Genomic DNA, 15,963 nt, shown 5'->3' on the forward strand with positions numbered 1-15,963 from the left:
GCCCGGCGGCGATGCTGGGCGGCATGGCCTTCAACCGTCGCAACTCCGCCGTCAAGATCTACGTCAACGGCAGCACTGCCAACGACCTGTATGGCCTTGCCAAACGCGTCGGCCAGCAGGTATCGCGCATGTCGATGGCGTCGCAGCGCGCGCAGGCCTCGCTGGCGCGCAAGGTGCAGCCGGTGGCGAAGCGCGAGATCCGCAACGTCTACGGCGTCAAGGCCGGCATCCTCAACGGCCGGATGAAGCTGGAAACCGGCACACGCGGCAAGGGCGATTTTCTCAGCCTGTGGGCTAGCACACGCAAGGTGTCGCTGCTCGAGTTCGGCGGCCGCTGGCGGGGCGTGAAAACGCCGGGCGCCACCGCCTCCATCCTGCTCGGCACCAGCAAGACCTACGACAGCGCGTTCATCGCCAACGTCGGCTGGCGTGGCGGCAGCGGGCAAGCGGTGAAAGCCGACACGGTCAGCCGCGCCATCTACGTGCGCCAGCGCGGGCCAGACGGCAAGCGCTTCGGCCGCGGTCCGCTCAAACGCCTGTATGGCCCCAGCGTGTTCGAGATGATCGGCACCAGCCCGAAGGCCCATTCGGCCGATACCGTGCGCGCCGCCATGCTGCCGCAGCTGCAGGATTTCTACGTGACCGAACTCAGCCGGCAGATCGCCCTGGAGCTGCGCCGTGGCTGATGCCAAGTTCGAAGAGGTTATCCGCCTCGCGTTCGAGACCGCCGGCACCGAAGGCATCAAGCAGGCGGCCGGCGCGATCGCCAGCATGGGCGACGTGTCGGAAGAAGCCAGGCAGAAAGCGGCCGGGCTGCTCGATGATATCGGCAACGTGGAAAAAGCGGGAGCCGCTGCGCGGCAGTACGAGCAGGTCGGCAAGCAGGTGCTGGAATACCAGCGCCAGATCAGCGCCGCGCGTGGCAAGGTGCTGGAGCTGTCGGCCGCGGTCAAGGCCGCCGACGAGCCGACCAAGGCGCAGCAGCGCGAGCTGGCCAAGGCGCGCAGCACGCTCAGCGATCTGGTGGGCGAGCAGCAGCGCGAGCTGGGCACCTTGCGCACGCTCAAGACCAGCCTGGACGGGCAGGGCATCAGCACGCGCAACGCGGCTAGCGCGCAGAAAGACCTGGCCGCCCGCACCGCGACAGCCAGCGCCAACCTGCGGGAGATGGTCACGTCGCTCAAGGCCACCCGCGACGCCGATGCACACCTGCAGGCCGAGCTGGCCACCGCGGCCACCAAAGCGCGCACGGAAACCCAGCAGTACGACGCCGCGCTGGAGAAAGTGCGCGTGCAGCTGGACGCGAACAAGAACGCCGCCAAGCAGGGTGCCCGGGAAACCACGGCGAGCTTGGAAGCCACCACCGGCATCGTCAACAAGCTCAAGGGTGCGCTGGCTGGCCTTGGCGCATTCTTCTCCGCGCAGGGAGTCATCGGCGGCATCAAGTCGATCCTGAGCACCGGCGACGAATTCAGCAAGTTCGAAAAGCAGCTCAGCAGCGTCTACAACAGCGCGTCGAAGGGCAAGGAAGCGTTCGCGTGGGCGAAGCAATTCGCGAAGGATACGCCGCTGACGCTCGGCCAGGTGATGAAGTCTTTCATCCAGCTGAAGAACTTCGGCATCGACCCGATGAACGGCGCGCTGCAGGCCGCGGTGGATCAGAACGCCAAGCTCGGCGGCGAGTCGGAGCGGCTGGAGCGCATCACCCTGGCCATGGGCCAGGCCTTCGCCAAGGGCAAGCTGCAGGGCGACGACATCAAGCAGATGATCGAGGCCGGCGTGCCGGTCTGGCAACTGCTCAGCGAGGTCACCGGCAAGAGCACCGCCGAGCTGCAGAAGATGTCCGAGGCGGGCAAGCTCACCACCGACATCATGCAGAAGTTCTTTGTCCAGATGGGCAAGGATTCCGCCGGTGCCGCGCTCGACCAGATGCAGCTGCTGAGCGGCCAGTTTTCCAACCTGCAAGACAACCTGGAACAGTTCGAGGATCGCGTCGCTCAGAAGGGCGTGCTCAACTTTTTCCGCGACCAGCTGAAAGGCCTGAACGACCTGATCGGCAAGATGGCTGTGGACGGTCGGCTCGACGAATACGCCCAGAAGATTTCCGACGGCATCATCAAGACCGCCGAGGCGGTCAAGACCGGCACCACGTTCCTGATCGAGCATGCGTCCGCCTTCGGCAGCGTCATCAAGATCTACGCGACGTTCAAGGTGGCGCGCATCGTCGCGGAGTTGGCAATCGCCGCCAACCAGTTCGTGGCCACCACGAACGCGATCAACCTGACCGGCGGTGCGCTCGACGGCGCCACCAAGAAAGCCGGGTTTTTCAGCAAGGCACTGAGCCGCATCCCGGGCGGCGTCAAGGTAGCTATCGCAGTCGTAGGTTTCGACCTGCTGGTCAAGGCCGGCAACTACATCGGCGAGCTGGCCGGCAAGCACAGTGCCGCCGCCAAGAATCTGGAAGCCACGCAGCAGCGTGTGAACGCGCAGATCCGCCAGCAGGCCGAAGCGTACATGGAGGTGGAGCGTCAGTATTCGCGCTATTTCGACACGCAGGTGCTCGGTGCGCAGGAAACCGCGAAGCTGACCACGGCAGAACGGGCGAGCTACGCTTCGCGGCTGGACGGCCTGCAGGCCTACCTCTCGGCCAAGACGTCGGAACAGCGCCGCCTGGTGCAGCTCGGCGAGCTTTCGCAGGATGAGCTGGACAAGACCCTGACCGCCCAGCGCGCCGCCAAGGATGGCATGACGGCGCTGCAGCAAGGCGCCGAGCTGGCCGCCACCGCGCTCAAGGAAAAGCTGAGCACCGGCGCCGCTGCCGTGCGTGAAGGCTTGAAGGGAATCGGCGCCGACGCCACCACGGCGCAGACGCGCGTCGAAACGCTGTTCCAGTCGTTCCAGAGCGACTCGATCACGCACATCGGCGACATCGGTCTCGCCCTGGCCAATGTGGCCGATCAATCGCAGGCAGCCGACCAGGCGGTGCGCCTCGGCCTGGTCGGCACGCTCGGCCAGCTCAGCAGCACCGACCTGTTGAAATTCCAGTCCGCCTCCACCGCGGCATTCGAGCAATACAAGACCGGCGCGAAGGCATCCGCTGCCGTCACCGAGTCCGTGCTGCAGGTCGCGCTCGAGCGTCTCGGCGTCGCGGCCGACCAGTGGGGACTGGCCAGCACCGATGCGGCACGGCAGAACGTGGCGGCATTCCAGACCGTCGCCGAAAATGCAGCGGCCACCGCCGGCACGATCGAGGCCGCGTTCAACAAGGCACTGGCGAACGCCACCACGATCGAGGCGGTGAAGGATCTGGGCACCGCCATGCAGGTGGCCGGTGACCAGGGCAAGGTTGGGTTCGACGCCACCGAACGATCCGCCGCCGCGGTGCAGAACCGCATCCGGTCACTGCAGACCGCGCTCGACCCACTGAATGCCGCCTTCGCCCAGCTGGGCATTACCTCGAAGCGTTCGCTCGACGATGCCGCCGCTGCCGCGCGTACGTCGTTTGACCAGATCGTGCGCGCCTACCGCGGTGGCGGTGCGGCGATCGAGGATGTGCGCGCGGCGTTCGGCGCCTACGCCAAGACCCAACTGGACGCCGCGGCGAATTCCGACGACTGGAAACAGTCCTCGGTGCGCAACGCGCTGGAAGTCCAGGCGGCCACGCTTAGTGTCTCCGATGAGATGGCCAAACTTGGCTTGTCTGGCATTGATGCCGGCGACAAGGTTGCCCATGGCGCGCGCACAGCGACCGACGCCTTGCACACCACGGCCAGCGCCGCCGGTGACGTTGCCGCAGCCACCGACCGGGCAGGCGACAGCGCCGAAGCCTATGGGGACAAATCCCGGCGTGCGGCGGATAGCAGTGCAAACGCATGGGTGGCCAGCGGCAAGCGCAGCAGCGTTGCGTTGACGGGCCTGTCCGATACCTTCCTGCAGGCGTTGTCCAACCTCAACAAGTACATCGGCAGCCAGAACATCTGGCGCAACGCGTGGAACGCCACCGTGGCCGAGTGGCGCCGGCAGGGCGTGGAAGTCGACAAACAGATCGAGAGTCTCAACCGCCAGAACGCCGCGTTCGACGAACTGACCCAGCGCGTCGAGACGTTGCGCAAAACTTACAACTACCTCAACGACGACCAGCTCCGCGCGCTCGCCCAGGCGCAGCAGACGCTGGAGCAAAACCAGAAGCGCGTCGAGGATGAAGCCAAGCAGAAAGCCCAGGACCAGCGCGAGAAAAACGCCGCGCAGAACGCCGCGGATACCGAGCGCTGGAACAAAGAACTGGGCGTCGACCCCAACGCCAGCGTGGCCAAGCCAGGCGCCGGCACCGAGCCGCAGCGCATTGCCATCGACCTGAGCGTCAGCGCCAGCCAGCAGGCCGGCGCCGTGCCGGCGCAGCTTTCCCCCACCGACGTGCAGAAGGTGGCGAACGAAGTGGTTCGCCAGATCGGCATCGCCCGCACCATGAGCAACCGCTGATGCCCAACATCACCCTCGGTACCGTCACCTTGCCGCCCGACCTGCAGTGGTCGGATGAGTTCGCCTGGGTGGCGCTCGGCATGACCGCCAAGACCACGCTGACCGGCGCGGAAATCGTGCAGAGCGGCGCGCTGCAGGCTGGCCGGCCGGTCACCCTGCAAGGCGGCACGGACTTCGCGTGGGTGGATTACGCCACGGTCGAGGCGCTGCGCACGCTGGCCAGCGCGGCTGGCGCCACTTACACGCTCACGCTCGCCGACGACCGCGCGTTCAACGTGCGGTTCCGCTGCGAAGACACGCCGGTCGAGGGCGCGCCGGTAGCGCACCGCGTGACCCCGGACACCGGCAAGCGCGACGCCCTGCAGTACGTCCCCATCATTCGCCTCAAGACGGTGTAACCCATGCCCATCCAAGTCACCGACATCCAGCTGCTGGCCAGCGAGCGCCTCACCGACACCGACGACGGCGGCGGCAAGATGACCGGCACCGTGATCGAGTCCGGCGCCATCAACAACCTGTTCCCGGACATCTCGCGCCTGGACCGCACATACGGTCGCCTGAGCCTGCGCAAGGCGTTCATGTCGGTGCGCTCGCAGAACACCGACACGTACCTTGGCGCCCACGTGATCGTCACCGACCCGCCCAGCGACGACAAGGTCGCGGTGACCATGTTCACCACCGGCAGCCCCACCGACGTGCGCAGCAACGCGCAGGATCGCATCGAGAGCTATCTCACCGTCGGCCCGCTCAACGCCTACTACGTGTTCGGCAACCAGCCCCAGGGCGCGAAGGCCATCACCCTGTTCGGCCGGGTGGAGGATGCGCTGCCGGAAGTGGGCGACGTGCTGGTGATCAGCGTGGAGAGTGGCAACGTGGTCACCGCGCAGCAGTACGTGCGCATCGGCGACGTGAAAGCGGAGATCCGCAATTTCACCGATTCGCAAGGCGACTACACCCGCAAGGTGCTCACGCTTACGCTGACCAGCGCATTGCGACAGACCTACCTTGGCGCCGAGGCCAGCCGGCTCAGCAGCGTGGTGCCCCCCACGCGCATCCGCAGCGTCACCGTGGCCGACGCCAGCACGTATTACGGCGTCAGCAAGCTCGCCGCGCCAGCCGCGGCGAACGACCTGCAGGTGACGGTGGAGAGCATCACCGCCCAGCTGGTGCCCAGCACCACGCGCGAGGTAGCGGTGGCTGGCGCCACCCCGGGCCTGTCGCTCAGCTACATCGCGGCGGCCGTGGCGCAAGCGCTGAATACCGGCGCGTCGCCGCGCTACCAGATGCGGGGCGTGTTGCCCGGTAGCCTGCAGGCCACCACCAGCAGCGGCACCGCCAAGGATGATGGCGCCGGCAATATGCAGGTCGGTACCAGCAGCGTCGGCGCGGTGGATTACGAATCGGGCCGGCTGTCCGGCCCGACTATCAACGGCGGCACCTACATCCCGGCGGCCACGATCAGCGCGGCATCCAAGACGTTCGCGGTCGGCATCACGCTCAGCTCGCAGGGCACGGTGTACGTGGTCACGCTGCCCAGCATTCCAGCTCCTGGCACGCTCAGCGTGTCGTTCCGCTACTTGGGAAAGTGGTACACGCTCACCGACGCCAAGCGCGATGGCACCATTGCCGGATCTTCGATCGCGGCCGGCGGCGGTACGGTGGACTACACCAGCGGCGACGTCACCATGACGCTCGGCGCCATCCCCGATGTGGGCAGCAAGCTGGTCTATGCGTGGGGCGACCCGACCAGTTTCCAGCAGCACGCCGGCGACCTCACCGTCACCGACCCCGTGCTGATGTTCCAAGTCGCCCACTGGCCGATCAAGCCGGGCACGCTCACGCTGTCGTGGCTCAGCGGCGGTGTCACCAAGACGGCTACGGCCGACAGCGGCGGCACCATCAGCGGCAATGCCATCGGCAACGTGATCTACCTCGACGGAACCATTGTCATGGCTCCCGCCGCGGGCGCCTTTCCCGACAGCAACGCGAAAATCACCACGGTCTACACACAAGCCGATGGCCTGAAATCCTCGGTCGTCGGCGCGTACGCCGGCGGCACGCTCACCTTCGATCTGCCGGCCGGCGCGCTGCCGGTGAAGCCCGGCGGGCTCTCCGGCGTGGTGGCCGGTTTCTTCGGCGCCACCAGCTACAGCATGTACTGGAAAGATGACGGCGCCGGCGGCATCGTCACCGCCGCCGAGCTGGCGCCGAAGTACCGGCGCACGAATGGCAGCACCGGCCAGCTGCCCATCATCAGCGTCAACGCCGGCACGGTGGACTACAGCACCGGGCACGTCATCATTCAGCCGGGCAGCGTGTGGAGCCGCGAATACACCGTGACCGGCGTGCGCCAGCTGCCGAACAGCAGCCAGGCGTACACGTACACCTACCTCAGCGGCACGTGGCAGGTGACCGATGGACAGGGCAACTTCGTGCCGTCCCCGTTGGTGCAGTTCAACGCCGTCCGCACCACCGCCACTGAAACCGCGCAGAACGAAGCGATCGACTACCCCGGCATCAGCTTCGTGCTCAGCCGCACCGTGGTCGATCCCATCCTGCCCGGCAGCGTGTGGTTCACGTGGGGCGGCAAGACCTACATCGACCGCCAGGGCAAGATCTTCCGCGACATGGATCCGGCCACCGGCAGCGCCACCCAGGCCGGCACCATCAACTACCAGACCGGCGAGGTCACGCTCACCGACTACGGCACCAGCACCGGCGGCAGCGTGGCGCTGAAATCGCTGGTGACCCAGTTCGGCATCATGCCGACCAGCTATGCGGTGTTCCGCACGCCTGGCGCACCGCTGCGGCCGTCGTCGTTCTACGTGCAGGCCATCCGTACCGACACCGGCGAGACCATCACCGCCACCAGCAACAACGGCGGCGTGATCACCGGCACCTTCATTGGCGGCACAGTGCAAAACGACATGGGCTGGGCCGAAATCAACTTCGGCAGCTTCGTGCCGGCCGCCGGCAACGAAACCCAGCCGTGGTACAACGCCGCCAACGTGGTCGGCAGCAACGTCTGGAGGCCGATCTTCGTCGACCCCACTACGATCAAATTCAACTGCGTGGTGCAGACCACGCTGCCGCTGAATGCCGACCTGCTCGGCATCGACCCGGTGCGCCTGCCGCTCACTGGCCGCGTGCCCATCTTCCGCGACGGCGACGTGGTGGTGATCCACGACGACCGCGTCGTCAACCTTTCGGGCGGCTTCACCGCCGGCAGCACCTTCACGCTGCCCGACGCGCCCATCTCGCAGTTCGCCCTGGTCGACGCCACCGGCGCCGTCGTGCCCATAAGCAACTACACCGTCGACATGACCACCGCCACCGTCACCGGCGCCACCGGCTACGACGTCAGCGGCTTCACCGCCCCCATCAGCTGCGCCTACACCGTCGACGACATGCTGCTGGCCAGCAGCGTGGAGCTGGGCGGCCAGGTGTCGCTGGTGGCACCGCTCAGCCGTGCGTACCCGGCCGGCGCGAAGGTGAGTAGCGTCCTGCTGTTCGGCGATCTGCAGGGGCAGAACCCGGTGTTCTTTTCGCAGCAGACGTGGACGGGGGCGTGGAGTGATTCGCTCATTGGCGCGGGCACGACGGCGCAATACAACCGCACGGTGTATCCGCTGCAATTCGTCAACGCCGATACGGTCACCGAGCGTTGGTCGCTCATTTTCACGAGTTCGGCCAGCGGAAACATTGTCGGTGAGACGTTGGGTCAGATCGGCACTTTTACGACATCGATCGACATTGCGCCGATCAATCCGATTACTGGTGCGCCGTACTTCACGTTGAAATCCGCTGGGTTCGGTGCAGGGTGGGGGGTTAGCAATGTTATCCGGTTCAACACCATCGGGCCGAATGCGCCGATCTGGATCGCGCGAACGGTGTTGCCGGGTGCGCAGGCTGTCATCGACGATGCGTTCCGGTTGCAGCTGCGTGGGGACGCGACATAATGGCCGCCTCCAAAACTTACCTGCAAGAGGTATTGGCTGATTCTCCGGTATTCGCATTTACTTGCAATGAGACGACTGGGACGTCGATCGCTGATGCGACTGGTAATGCTCATCCTGGAACGATCAGTGGCACTTACGCGCTTAATCAGCCGCCGATGACTGCAGGTCTTGGAAAAAGCATAGCGTTTACTGCTGGTCGGATATTCTTGCCGTTCAACTCGGCATTTATGTATTCCAATAATTGGGCTATCGAGCTTGTCGCCAAATTCACAGGGACAGCACTTGGTCAGGTATTCGGATTTTTTGACAGTGCTGCTCCGAATGGCGGACCTGCGGTATATGTGAACAATGGTGCGGTCGGCTCAGTGCTATTGCGAGATAGTACAGGAGCGGGCAGCACCGTTTCGTTGGGTGGACTGATAGACGGGAAATTCAGGCATCTATTTTTAGGCAGGCGCGGCCCCAATCTAGAGGCATGGGTAAACGGCGACCTGACAGGCTTGGCCACAAACGTCGCAGTTTATAAGCCGACATCCAATCCGGCTATGTCGCTGATGCAATTTAGAGATGGTAGTCAATCTGTACCTGGCGGTGTCGACGAAGCTGCTTATTATACGAGCATGCCGTCCAGCGATCGGATCAAGATTCACGCCGCGCGAGCCATGGCACGACAGCAGCTCGGCGGGTCGGCAAATCTCGATACTGGTTCGGCTGCGAGCAAGGTATTGGTTAGACGTTGGGACACGCATGAGCATGTGGATGCCGTTACTCCAGATGGCACTGGAAAATGGACGTCTCTTGTCGATCCGGGGGATTATGAGGTGACCACGATCGGGCCAAGTGGGTATCAGCCCATTTGCCACGGTCCGGTGACTGCGTTGGATTTCTGATATGTCGTGCCCTCCATACGTGCCTCCCAATGGGCAGGTTATCGCGGTGGTTTTGGCCGCCGGTTACACGCCGCCGAACGGGCAACTTGTCAATGTAATCCTCGACCCGTGCAGCGGATCTTCGCCGAATCCGCGCCAGACATACAGATCGGTGCTATCGCGTTATCGTGGCGCATCGGCGCGGTCGACGCGGCCGGTGGATTCCATTTGGCGTCCGACTCGAGAGCGGGTCTTGGCCAAATCGCTGTCGTGGGATTCCCCCGCGCCGAGTGGGCTGGAATCGGTCCACTCCTGGGGGCAGGTAAACCATGCCGATATAACCCGACAGCTTGGATGGGCTTTCTCGACGTCGGCCGTTCTTGACATCCGTGCCGTATGGCTCAGGGTCGGCACAGTGGACAATACCTGCGCGTCGCCTTGGGAGGCCGCTGCCCGATGGCCCCAGCGCCAAATGTGCGCTGCGTGGGCGCCCGTATATCCGCGAGAACATGCATCGTGGAATGAGTGGACGAGAGCGCATCAGCTGTCCCTGCTTTACCAGGCGCCACCATCGGCCGCGTATGTACCACCCCGCGGCGATGCCATCGCCTTCGTTCTGACGGCTGACTATTCGCCGCCGTTGCAAACCGCGATCAACGTAACGATGACGGGGTTCGCGCAGGCGCCCCCCGTGATTGTCATGCAGGCCGACCAGCCGCCGCGCGCGCATCCATGGGGAGTGACCAATGCATCTGACGCGCGCTGGAAACTGCGCTGGGGCCACGGCCCTCAATACCGCCGCCCCGACCCACCACCCATCGGCTCCGGCTGGACCGGCAGCCCGAACGAGCCGCCGCCCATCCCCATTGCCCGCAGGGTCTACATCGTCATGAATGATGTGAGCGTAGTACGGCTGCCCGAGCGCACGCCGATCGAAGTGTTGTCCGTCGACCTGCAGGCCACTGTCGACAGCTGGTGTTGGGGCGTGCGGATGGAGCTGGCCGACCCCTCGCAGGTCGCGCTGCTGAAGCCGGACGGCAATGGGCCGAAGCTGGTCGAGATCACCATGAACACCTACGTGTGGACTGCGGTGATCGAGGGGCGCGAGCGCAGCCGCGAGCATGCCAACGCCGCGATCACCGTCACAGGCCGCAGCCAGACGGCGCTGCTGGCCGATGACTACACGGCGCGGCGCTCGCTGGCGGTGACGGATGTGTTCAGCGCGCAGCAGCTGGCCAACAAGGAAATCACTGACCGCGCACTGCCGTTCACCATCGACTGGCAGGGACTGGACTGGGTGGTGCCCGGTGGCGTCTGGTACTACCAGGACATGGCGCCCATCGAGGTCATTGCGCAGATCGCTGCGACGCGCGGCGCGGTGCTGCAGTCGCACCCCAGCGACCCGAAGCTGATCGTGCAGAGCCGCTACCCGGTGAGCCCGTGGAACTGGTCGGCCGGCGTGGCCGATGTAGCGCTGCCATCGGACTGGATCACCGGCGTCACCGCGCAGCAGCAAAGCAAGCCGCTGTACGACGCGGTGATCATCGCCGGCCAGCAGCAGGGCGTGCTGGCCAAGGTGACCCGCCTGGCCAGCGCGGGCGCGACGTTCGCGTCGCAGGTGGTCGACCAGCTCATCGTCACCGCCGACGTCGCCGCCGAGCGCGGCCGCAACGTGCTCAGCGATCGCGGCATGCAGGAACAGGTGAACATGGATATCCCGCTGTTCGCGCCCGGCACCGTCACCGCCGGCATGTCGGGCCTGTACACGCCGCTGCTGCTGGTCGACGTGCAGGATCCGACCGACCCCTGGCAAGGCCAGAGCGTGGGCGTATCCATCACCGCCCGCCGTGGCGGTACCGACAACAAGGCGCTGGAAATCTGGCAGACCGTATCCCTCGAGAGGCACCTCACCGATGCTAATTGACGTCTGGAAACGCTTCGAAGGCCTGCTGCCGTCGCAAACCGTCACCATCGCCACGGTGGCGGCGATCAACACCGACGGCACCAGCTCACTCACCACGCCCGAAGGCGGCACCCTGCGCGCCATCGGCACCAGCGTCGGCGTGGGCGCCAACGTCTACGTGCAGCTCGGCCGCATCCTCGGGCCGGCGCCGACCCTGCCCACGTACAACCTGACCGTGTAGGCGCATGCCGATAGCCGAATACGGCGGACGCCTACTGCTGCGCCACGCCGGGCGGAGCATCATCGGCGGGCGCACTGTCGCGCATTGCCACAGGGGAACCACCATGTCTGACGATCTGCACAACCGCGGTCCCGCCGACCGCTCCCGGGTCAACGTCAACGAGTCGTGGGAAGTGCGATACTGGTGCAAGGAATTCGGCTGCACCGAGACGCAGCTTCGCGCTGCGGTCAAGGCCGTTGGGGTCTCGGTCGTGGCGGTCCGGGCTCATCTCAAGAAATAGGAAGCATGCGATGAAACGATGGTTATTCCTTGTTGCCGGGCTGATGCTGGCCTTCGCCGTGCAGGCATCCGACAGCGTGCGTTTCGGCAGCCGCGTCATCACTGTGGGCGATTCAGAAAGCAAGGTGGCCGAGATTGCCGGCGAGCCGGTCCGCCGCGTGCAACTGGAGAACAAGTTTGGCGGCGCGGTGGGCTATCGCCTCGACTATGAACAGGGCCGCAAGACCGTGCAGATCTACATCTCGCAGGGCCGTGTAGAAGCCATCGCGGAGCTGTACTGACAGCAGTGCCACCCGTCCGGTAAACGTGGCACAACAAGGCGGCGATGCTGGGTACATGCCCAGTCATCGCCGCCTTCATTTTCTGCTGGTGCGTCAACCGTGACGCCCACCGTCGATCGCGCCAAGCCCATCCAGCTGGCCTGGGGCATGCGTGTCAGCACGGGCTTTGCGCGGGGCGTGCTCGGCCTCTGCAGGGGCTTCGGTTGGGGGCCGGCGCACGCCAGCTGGCTGATGGCGTGCATGGCGTTCGAAAGCGCCACCACGTTCAGCCCGTCGATCCGCAACGCGGCCGGCAGCGGTGCGGTGGGGCTGATCCAGTTCATGCCGTCGACGGCGCGCGGCCTGGGCACCACGGTCGAAAACCTCGCGCTGCTCTCGGCGGAATCGCAGCTCGACTACGTCGCCGCCTATTTCGAGCCCTACGCGAAGCGCATCCGCTCACTGAGCGACATGTACATGGCCATCCTGCTGCCGAAGTACATCGGCCAGCCGGAAGACGCCGTGCTGTTTTCCGGTGGCGTGGCCTACCGCCAGAACGCCGGGCTGGATGCGAACCACGACGGCAAGATCACCAAGGCCGAAGCCACCGCACGCGTGGCCGACATGCTCAAGCGCGGCCTGCAGCCGGGTGTATTCGCAACGTACGAGGGCGCGACATGATGATGCTGGAGACCCGCGCCGGCGCCTTCGTCGGCTTGATCTACTCCGCCGCGGCCGCCGCCGCGACGTGGAAAAGCCCGCTGGAATTCGTGGGCCTGCCCGCGCCGATCGTGTTCATGGCACTGGCCGGCGTGGCGTTCGGTCTCATCCTGCAGCCGCCGAAAGCGTCGCGGATCGTGATGTTCATGCTCACGCTCGCGTACGCGTTTTTCGCTGCGGTCGCCGCGGTGCTGCTGGGCAGCATCCCGCACCTGGAATGGACGCGAGCTGCCGGCCCGGCCATCGCCGGTTTGCTCGGCTTCTTCGCCCAAGCGGCGGTGCCCGCCGCGCGCGGCAGGCTGCAACGCGAAATCAGCGACAGGGGATCCAACGGCTCGAGTGGAGGCGCATCATGATCCTCGACACCATCGGCTGGCTCGTCGCGCTGGTCGCGACGCTCACCGGCCTGGCGATGCTGCAAGACGCCAACCGCACCCCCGCAGACACCAGCCCGCACGGCTGGTGCCGGCACATCATGCGGCTATGCCTGCTCATCGGCATCACCGCATCCGCCGTCGTCGTGCTGATGTCACCTGCCATGCGTCACGCGTCGCTGTATGAAGTCGCGTTGCGCTGCTGCCTCACCGGCATCCTGGTCATGCAGTCGCCGTGCCCATGGTGGCACTACGTGTTCAAGGGGCAGGGCGCTGCGCGTATCGAACGTCGGAGAGTCATATGAACAACCGCCATCGGATTCTGTGTCTCGCGCTTTGCCTGCTTAGCATCGTGCTTTGCGTGCTGAAACTCTTGCACATCATCCGCTGGTCATGGTGGTGGGTGACCGCGCCGTTGTGGGGTGGCGGCGCGTTGCTGATCATCGGGCTGCTGTTGCTGCTGATCGGGCTGGCCTTTGCCGCGCGAGACGGAAAACCGATATGAGCAAGGTCTTGCTGTGGCTGCGGTTCCTGCGAAACCACTGGGAGCCGATCCTCGCCGGCCTCGTCGTGCTGTACTTCGCGGTCGTGGCGATCGGCAAAATCCACGCCTACGGCCAGCGCCAGTACCAGGCCGGCCGCAACGCCGTCATCGCCGAGGATGCCATCGCCGCCGCGCAATCCAGACTCGACGCCGACCAGCATGCCGCCGCCGCCGCCGCCGCTGGCGTGGCGATGCACACCACGCTCGACATCGCGCTCCCGCGCATCGAGGTCACCACCCATGACACCGTCGACAAGATCCACACCATCTACCTGGCCGCGCCTGCTGGCCCTGCTGCTGTGTGCGTGCGCCCTCTCGGCGTGCAAACAGCACTCGACGCGGCCCGTGATCGAGCCAACACCGCCGCCCGTAGTCAGCTGTGACCAGACTCAGCCGGCGGCGCTGATTCCGCCGCTGCCATCCGCCGCGACCCCGCCGGCACAGATGCTTGCGGCGATGGATGCGTGGGCCGTGAAGATGATGGGACTCTACGAGACCGAAACCACCACCCGCCACGCCGAGCACGGCTGCATGCGCGAGTTGCGCCAGAAGGGCGTCATTCGGTGAAAGCTTCGATGAACTGTTAGTCGCCACAGCGAGAGCGGCGCAACTGCGAGGATACTGAAATGCATTACCGAAACGGGCGTGAGGCGAAGAACGGCGATAAGATCGTGAGGTTGGAAGGCGGCAAGGTGGTCGCCTTTGGCGTGTTGCATAGCGCAGTGCCGGGCAACGATTACTGCAACGGCAACATTGCCGTCGTGCAATCGGCGACCGAGTACGCCTGCATGTGTGACTGCCTGCACGTCGATGACGTGGCGGCGCTGCTGGCCGAAAAGAGCCTGGACAAGCGCCCCGAAGGCAAGTGATCCAGTAGACTGGCCGTGCAGGTTTGAGTCCCTTTCGGGGACTCGCAGTGCGGCAGGCAGTGCGCTACGCATTTTCTCCCCACTGCCGTCTCGCGAGCCATATGTAACGCCGTTTTCGGGTTCCCCTCTTGGGCACCACATTAGATGGCTTCGCTGAACATCGCAGGAGCTTAAAAAAACCGCCTTTGGCGGTTTTTTTGTTTGCGACGAGCGGGAGGGGAAAACGCCCCGGCCGACGGCGCAGGCCGGCACGACGAATGCATGCTGCAGATCGAGGCGGATATCGCAGCACGCTTCCCGTACAGGAAGCGTAGGCGCCGACCGACATATCTGCCGCCATCGCCATGACACATTGCGCCGACCACGAGGGCAGGCCGGCTGTCACGCCGCTGCAGGCTTCTCGCGGCAAGGGAATGGGGTCCATGGTGACGATTTCGCTTGGACAGGTGGCTGCGGGCGACTGGAATGTTCGTCGCGGCCAGGTCACATTGTTCAGCAACCTGCAGCTCGCGGCGGCAATCAAGCTTGCCCGCGAGATGGCTCGCGATGAGTACGGGCGCCACGGGTATCCGGTTCGCGTGGAAATGCCGGGACCGACCGGCGCGATCGTGCTGGCGCAATACGGCTGGGGCGGCACCAGTGGTGCCGTCGCGGCGCTGGCGACCTGAGCCTCCGCTGATGTTGAAACCCACCGGCGCAGCCGTCTCCGGAGGGCATTCCATTACCGTGCGTGTCGAGCGACGAGCCACTTGCAAAGGTGCCTCGCGCAGCCTAATTTCATGCAGCCCAACCAAGGAGGGCGTCAAGTGATCAATGTGGTCCTGGTGGACGATCACGAGCTGGTTCGCACCGGCTTCCGAATGATCCTGCAGCAACAACCGGATATCCGTGTTGGCGGCGAGGCGGGCAGCGCCGAGGAGGGCCTGCAGCTGATCCGGAGCCTGAGACCCGACATCGCCCTGGTCGATGTGCACATGCCCGGCATGAGCGGGATCGAGCTCACCGAGCGCGTCTGCCGCTCGAAGATGTCCACCCACGTCGTCATCGTGACCGTGGTCGATGACGCGCGTTTCCCCAAACGCCTGCTCGACGCCGGTGCGCCCGGTTACCTGACCAAGGGTTGCAGCGCCGACGAACTGGTGTCCGCCGTGCGCCAGGTGGCCAATGGCCGCCGCTATCTTGCCCCGGCTGTAGCGCAGCAGCTGGCACTGGCCACTCTCGACGGCAGTGCCTCGCCGTTCGACGTATTGTCCAGCCGCGAACTCGAGGTCGCTATGATGCTGGTGCGCGGCAAGCCGCTGACGATCATCGGTGAACAGCTCAACCTGAGTCCGAAGACGGTGTCTACCTACAAGCAGCGCCTGATGGAGAAGCTGCACGTGGACCATGTGCTCAGCCTTGCCCACCTGATGACGGTGCATGGGCTGATCGATGCGCCGAATCATCATGTTGGTACGTGATGTCGC

At 65.2% G+C, this 15,963-nt stretch carries 17 protein-coding genes; all 17 read left to right on the forward strand.

The features are described from left to right. Positions 1-23: 23 nt before the first annotated feature. Complete coding sequence (locus UUA_RS09075; RefSeq protein ID WP_039953791.1) at positions 24-686, forward strand: hypothetical protein; 663 nt, start codon at positions 24-26, stop codon at positions 684-686. Next, positions 679-4,479, forward strand: a complete 3,801-nt coding sequence (locus UUA_RS09080) for a tape measure protein (RefSeq protein WP_008436150.1) — start codon at positions 679-681, stop codon at positions 4,477-4,479. The genes UUA_RS09075 and UUA_RS09080 overlap by 8 nt, the downstream gene beginning before the upstream one ends. Beyond that, the gene (locus UUA_RS09085) at positions 4,479-4,877 is read left to right on the forward strand and encodes a hypothetical protein (protein ID WP_008436152.1); all 399 of its coding nucleotides are present in this window, start codon (positions 4,479-4,481) and stop codon (positions 4,875-4,877) included. Before UUA_RS09080 ends, UUA_RS09085 begins: the two co-directional genes overlap by 1 nt. A 3-nt stretch (positions 4,878-4,880) precedes the next feature. Beyond that, a complete protein-coding gene (locus UUA_RS09090; RefSeq protein WP_008436153.1) occupies positions 4,881-8,438 on the forward strand; it encodes a hypothetical protein in 3,558 nt (1,185 codons plus the stop codon). Further along, positions 8,438-9,328 carry a hypothetical protein gene (locus tag UUA_RS19330; protein WP_155943258.1) on the forward strand — a complete coding sequence of 297 codons (891 nt, stop codon included), beginning with the start codon at positions 8,438-8,440 and terminating at the stop codon, positions 9,326-9,328. The genes UUA_RS09090 and UUA_RS19330 overlap by 1 nt, the downstream gene beginning before the upstream one ends. Positions 9,329-9,998: 670 nt before the next feature. After that, a complete protein-coding gene (locus tag UUA_RS09095; RefSeq protein ID WP_155943259.1) occupies positions 9,999-11,231 on the forward strand; it encodes a hypothetical protein in 1,233 nt (410 codons plus the stop codon). Continuing rightward, positions 11,221-11,451: a hypothetical protein gene (locus tag UUA_RS09100; protein ID WP_050981855.1), complete on the forward strand. Its 231-nt coding sequence runs from the start codon at positions 11,221-11,223 to the stop codon at positions 11,449-11,451. Before UUA_RS09095 ends, UUA_RS09100 begins: the two co-directional genes overlap by 11 nt. A gap of 103 nt (positions 11,452-11,554) precedes the next feature. Beyond that, complete coding sequence (locus UUA_RS18830; protein ID WP_081491532.1) at positions 11,555-11,731, forward strand: DUF3606 domain-containing protein; 177 nt, start codon at positions 11,555-11,557, stop codon at positions 11,729-11,731. Positions 11,732-11,741: 10 nt separating this feature from the next. Continuing rightward, positions 11,742-12,011 carry a DUF2845 domain-containing protein gene (locus UUA_RS09110; protein WP_155943260.1) on the forward strand — a complete coding sequence of 90 codons (270 nt, stop codon included), beginning with the start codon at positions 11,742-11,744 and terminating at the stop codon, positions 12,009-12,011. A gap of 99 nt (positions 12,012-12,110) precedes the next feature. Then, positions 12,111-12,671 carry a transglycosylase SLT domain-containing protein gene (locus UUA_RS09115; protein ID WP_008436164.1) on the forward strand — a complete coding sequence of 187 codons (561 nt, stop codon included), beginning with the start codon at positions 12,111-12,113 and terminating at the stop codon, positions 12,669-12,671. Then, positions 12,668-13,066, forward strand: coding sequence for a hypothetical protein (locus tag UUA_RS09120; RefSeq protein ID WP_039953746.1), 399 nt, complete (start codon positions 12,668-12,670; stop codon positions 13,064-13,066). The genes UUA_RS09115 and UUA_RS09120 overlap by 4 nt, the downstream gene beginning before the upstream one ends. Beyond that, on the forward strand, positions 13,063-13,389 hold the full coding sequence (locus tag UUA_RS09125; RefSeq protein WP_008436166.1) for a hypothetical protein: 327 nt from the start codon (positions 13,063-13,065) through the stop codon (positions 13,387-13,389). Before UUA_RS09120 ends, UUA_RS09125 begins: the two co-directional genes overlap by 4 nt. Continuing rightward, positions 13,386-13,589: a hypothetical protein gene (locus UUA_RS09130; RefSeq protein WP_008436167.1), complete on the forward strand. Its 204-nt coding sequence runs from the start codon at positions 13,386-13,388 to the stop codon at positions 13,587-13,589. Before UUA_RS09125 ends, UUA_RS09130 begins: the two co-directional genes overlap by 4 nt. Further along, positions 13,586-14,011: a hypothetical protein gene (locus tag UUA_RS09135; RefSeq protein ID WP_008436168.1), complete on the forward strand. Its 426-nt coding sequence runs from the start codon at positions 13,586-13,588 to the stop codon at positions 14,009-14,011. The genes UUA_RS09130 and UUA_RS09135 overlap by 4 nt, the downstream gene beginning before the upstream one ends. A gap of 243 nt (positions 14,012-14,254) precedes the next feature. Further along, positions 14,255-14,497 (forward strand): hypothetical protein, encoded by a 243-nt coding sequence (locus tag UUA_RS09140; protein ID WP_008436169.1) that lies wholly within the window; start codon positions 14,255-14,257, stop codon positions 14,495-14,497. 422 nt (positions 14,498-14,919) lie between these two features. Further along, positions 14,920-15,165: a hypothetical protein gene (locus tag UUA_RS09145; protein ID WP_008436170.1), complete on the forward strand. Its 246-nt coding sequence runs from the start codon at positions 14,920-14,922 to the stop codon at positions 15,163-15,165. Between the two features lie 138 nt (positions 15,166-15,303). Beyond that, positions 15,304-15,957: a response regulator gene (locus tag UUA_RS09150; RefSeq protein ID WP_008436171.1), complete on the forward strand. Its 654-nt coding sequence runs from the start codon at positions 15,304-15,306 to the stop codon at positions 15,955-15,957. Positions 15,958-15,963 lie beyond the last annotated feature (6 nt).

The sequence above is a fragment of the Rhodanobacter thiooxydans LCS2 genome (assembly GCF_000264375.1).
Classification (GTDB): Bacteria; Pseudomonadota; Gammaproteobacteria; order Xanthomonadales; family Rhodanobacteraceae; genus Rhodanobacter; species Rhodanobacter thiooxydans.